This is a genomic window from Halochromatium sp. (assembly GCF_054919635.1).
In genome coordinates, this window is sequence record NZ_JBUDPI010000308.1 from 1 (window position 1) to 4571 (window position 4571).

Sequence of the window (4571 nt, forward strand, 5' to 3'; positions counted from 1 at the left end):
ACGACTACCGCGCTAAGGTGATCTTCGGCTAATGGTTTTTATGCGCTGACCCTGGCTCTGCACCAACACATAGAGCGGCGGGATGATGATGATGCCGAACACGGTGGCCGCGATCATCCCGCCCAACACCACAACACCGAGTGAGACCTGACTCGCCGCACCGGCACCGGTCGCCAATACCAACGGCAGCATGCCGAGGATGAAGCTGAACGCGGTCATCAGCACCGCGCGGAAGCGGATACGGGCCGCATCAGCGGCGGCCTGCTGGATCGGCAAGTGTTCCTCGCGCAGTTGCTTGGCGAACTCGACGATCAGGATCGCGTTCTTGCTCGCCAGGCCGATCAGCATCACCAGGCCGATCTGGGTGTAGACGTTATTATCGAGCCCCACCGCCCAGGTCGCCGCCAGGCCACCGACCGCAGCGATCACCACCGACAGGATGACCGAGGTGGGCACCGTCCAGCTCTCGTACTGAGCGACCAGGAACAGGTAGACGAACAGCAGCGCCAGCGCCAGCACGATCGCCGCCTCACCGCCGGCTTGCACCTCTTGGAAGGTGGTCCCGCTCCAGTCGATCGCGAAGCCGTCTGGCAGATCATTGCGCTCGATCTGCCGCAAGGCCGCGATGCCCTCGCCGGTACTGCCGACCGGCGTGACGTTGACGCTAGCAGCCCGGAACATGTTGAAGCGCCGCGTGCTCTCCGGCCCCAGCACCGGCTCCACGCTGACCAGCGAGGCCAGCGGCACCATCTGTCCGCGCGCGTTGCGCACGTGCAGCTTGGCGATGTTCTCAGGACTCATCCGAAACGGCGCATCGGCCTGCAGGAAGACTCGGAAGGTGCGCCCGAAGAGGTTGAAGTCGTTGACGTAGAGTGAGCCGAGATTGGCCTGCAGGGTCAGGAACAGATCCGAGACCCGCACCCCCATGGCCTCGGCGCGCTGGCGGTCGATATCCAGAAACAGCTGTGGTGTGCGCGCGCTGAAGGTGGAGAAGGCGCGCTGGATCTCAGGATTGCCGTTGGCGTTGATGATGAACCCCTGCAGCACCCCCGCCAGCTCTTCCGGTGAGCGACCGGCCAGATCGAGCAGCTCCATCTCGATGCCGCCGGCGGTGCCAAGTCCTTGGATCGGCGGTGCCGCAAAGGCGAACACCGTCGCTTGCGGGATCGAGAGCAACTGCGGCTGCACCCGTGCCAGCACCGCATCGGCGCTATTCTCCGGCGCTAGACGCTCATCCCAATGCTTCAGGATCACGATCGCCAGACCGCCGCTCGAGCGCGCCCCTGCCAACAGACTGAAGCCAGACACGGTGAGCACATGGTCGATCTCCTCCTCGGCGGCCAGCATCTGCTGCACCTGCTCCAGCACCGCGCCGGTGCGGGCCACCGACGAGGCATCCGGCAACGAGACGTCGATGAAGAAGTAGCCAGTGTCCTCGCTCGGGATGAAGCCGCTCGGCACCTTATTGAACAGCCACCCAGCACCCACTCCGCTAGCGATGATCACCAACAACGCGATGATGGAGCGCTTGCCGAGGCTTCGAACTAAGGCGGTGTAGCCGTTGCGGGTCCGATCGAGCCCCTGGTTGAACCAGCGCAGCGGTCCGCGTGGCGCACGCGACGGCCGCAGCAACAGACCGCAGAGCGCCGGGCTCAGGGTCAAGGCGACCAGCGACGAGAGCGTGACCGCCACCGAGATGGTCACCGCGAACTGCAGATAGAGCTGGCCGGTGATGCCGGGCAGGAAGGCGGTCGGCACGAACACCGCGTAGAGCACCAGCGTGGTGGCGATGATCGGCCCGGTGACCTGCGCCATTGCGCGCTTGGCGGCCTCCTTGGCGCTGAGTCCCTCCTCGTCGATCAGGCGCTGGGTGTTCTCGACCACGACGATGGCGTCGTCGACGACGATGCCGATGGCAAGGATGATCGCGAACATCGACACCGTGTTGATCGACAGCCCAGCGGCGAGCAGGATCGCGAAGGCGCCGATGATCGAGACCGGGATCGCCAACACCGGCACCAGGGTCGAGCGCCAGTCACCGAGGAACAGATAGGTCACCAGGATGACCAGCGCCAACGCCTGGAACAGCGTGATCACAACGTTGCGCATGCTGATGCGCACGAAGTCGGTGGTGTCGTAGTAGATCGCGTAGTCCAGATCCTGCGGGAAGCGCTCGGCGAGCTGATCGAGCGTCCGGTAGACCTGATCGGCGGTCTCCAGCGCGTTGGCCCCGGGCGAGAGATAGATGCCGAGTGCTGCGGAGGCGGCACCATCGGCCCAGGTATCGGCGTCGTAGGTCTGGGCGCCAAGCTCGATGCGGGCGACATCGCCAAGGCGGATGCTGGAGCCGTCGGGGTTCGAGCGCACCAGGATATCCTCGAACTCAGAGACCTCGGTCAGCCGCCCTTGCGCCTGAAGGCTGTAGGTGAAGGCCCGGCCCTCATTGCCCGGCGGCGCACCCAGCCGCCCGACGGCGGCCTGCAGGTTTTGCCGACGGATGGCATCGACCACCTCGGCCTCACTGACGCCGAGCGCGGTCATCACCTGCGGGTTGAGCCAGATGCGCATGGCATAGTCGAGCTGCCCGAACTGGCTCGCCTCACCGACGCCCGGGATGCGCGCTAAGGCATCGCGGATGTTGATCTCCATATAATTGGAAAGGAACAGCCGGTCGAAGGTCCCATTCGGCGAGATCAGGTTCAACATCAGCAGCATATTGGTCGACTGCTTGCGCACCGAGACGCCCTGCTGGGTCACATCAACAGGCAGGGTCGGGGTTGCAAGCGCAACCCGATTCTGTACGTTGACGGCGGCGATGTCCGGGTCGGTACCCAACGCGAAGGTGATGTCGAGCCGATAGCTGCCGTTGTTGTCGCTGGTTGAATTCATGTACAGCATGTTGTCGACGCCGTTGACCTCGGCCTCGATCGGCGCCGCGACCGTCTCCACGACCACCTCGGCGTTGGCGCCCGGATAGCGCGCCTGCACCGAGACCTGCGGCGGCACGATGTCGGGGAATTGCGCGACCGGCAGCACCTGGATGGCGATCACACCGGCAATGATGATCACCAGCGAGATCACCATCGCGAAGCGCGCCCGGTTGATGAAGAAGGCGGAGAACATTGCGCTCAGCCCTCTTCGTACAGGGTGGCCGGACTCGGCTGCACCCGCATGCCCGGACGCGCCTTTTGCACACCCTCGACGATCACCTCTTGGCCTACCTGCAGCCCAGAGGTGACGACCCAGTCCTTATCGACCCGCGCACCCAGGGTCACCCGCGCCAGCTCGACCTGATTCTCGGGGGTGACCACCAGCACCAAACGCCCGGCCTGGTCCTGTTGCACCGCGATCTGCGGCACCACGATCGCCATCTCGGGCTGGGCCGCCTTCGAGACCACGGTCACGAACTGCCCTGGAAGCAGCACCTCACTCGCATTGTCGAAGCTGGCGCGCACCCGCACCGTATCGGTGGTCTGATCGACCTCGGGGTCGAAGAACTCGAACTGGCCCGGCTCCTCGAGCATCGAGCCGTCGGCCAGGCGGACGTAGGGCAGGAATTGATCGTCGCTATCCTCCATTCGGCGCACTGCAAGCATGGTGCGATCATTGACCGGGATGTTGACGAAGACCGGGTCGATGCGGACCAGTCGCGCCAGCGGTCCCGAGGTCGGCCCGACCACGGCACCGACCGGGAAAGCGACGCGGCCAATGCGGCCATCGAAAGGCGCATGGATCTCGGTGTAGCTGAGCTCGATCTCGGCGCGCTGCAGTGCGGCCTGCGCCGAATCACGCGCGGCCCTGGCCTCTTGCTCTGCAGCCACCGCGGCATCGAGCTGAGCCCGAGTGGCACCACCCCGCTCAATCAGGGGCTCGATACGCTCGCGCTGAAGCCGCGCGTTGGTCAGGGTCGCGGTGGAGCGCTCGACATCGGCACGGCGCGCGACCACATTGGCCTCGAACGGCTCGCGCTCGATGCGGAACAGCAGATCGCCGGCCTTGACCCTCGCGCCCTCCTCGAAGGTGCGCTCAGTGAGGAAGCCGTTGACGCGTGCGACCAGATCGACGGCATCGATCGCCTCGACGCGGCCGACGAATTCCATTTGCGGCGTAATCTCGCGTTCCACTACGGGTGCAACGCCAACCGCTGGTGGTGGCGGAGGCGCACTGGTACCGGCTGTTTGATTGCCAGGCTCGCAGGCCACCAGCCCAACCGCGCTCGACAGAAAGAAGAGACCCAGGATTCGCCGCATGAGGACTCCGTGATGCTGAGTTGAGGGAAAGGCCAAGATAGGACTGAAAACACGAAGCGCGGCCCAAAGGTGAGACGCCACTCGCCAACGCCGACTGCCTGCCGCGCCCCTAGAGCCGGCGCCAGGGATCACCGCATGCAACGAGAGCAGCGATCGCATCCGTGGTCGCAGCTGAGATTGCGGCCGCGATCGCAGCGGAAATCGCGCTGGTGATGCCGTTGCTGGTCGCAGGATCGAGACGAAGAGGCGTGCATCAGCGCGGTTTGAGGACTCTCGTTGACAACCGCATAAAGGTACTCGATCCGGACTCTTTCTGCTCAA

Annotated in this window: 2 protein-coding genes; both read right to left on the reverse strand. The window is 64.8% G+C overall.

Annotated elements, in window-relative coordinates; translation table 11 throughout:
- Positions 1-12 precede the first annotated feature (12 nt).
- On the reverse strand, positions 13-3123 hold the full coding sequence (locus ACY693_RS15510; protein ID WP_462322717.1) for an efflux RND transporter permease subunit: 3111 nt from the start codon (positions 3121-3123) through the stop codon (positions 13-15).
- A 5-nt stretch (positions 3124-3128) separates the two neighbouring features.
- On the reverse strand, positions 3129-4250 hold the full coding sequence (locus tag ACY693_RS15515) for an efflux RND transporter periplasmic adaptor subunit (RefSeq protein WP_462322718.1): 1122 nt from the start codon (positions 4248-4250) through the stop codon (positions 3129-3131).
- Positions 4251-4571 lie beyond the last annotated feature (321 nt).

Bases quoted from the DNA above. Each gene is read 5' to 3' on its own strand.
- ACY693_RS15510 (WP_462322717.1), bottom strand. From the start codon at position 3,123: ATGTTCTCCGCCTTCTTCATCAACCGGGCGCGCTTCGCGATGGTGATC.
- ACY693_RS15515 (WP_462322718.1), bottom strand. From the start codon at position 4,250: ATGCGGCGAATCCTGGGTCTCTTCTTTCTGTCGAGCGCGGTTGGGCTG.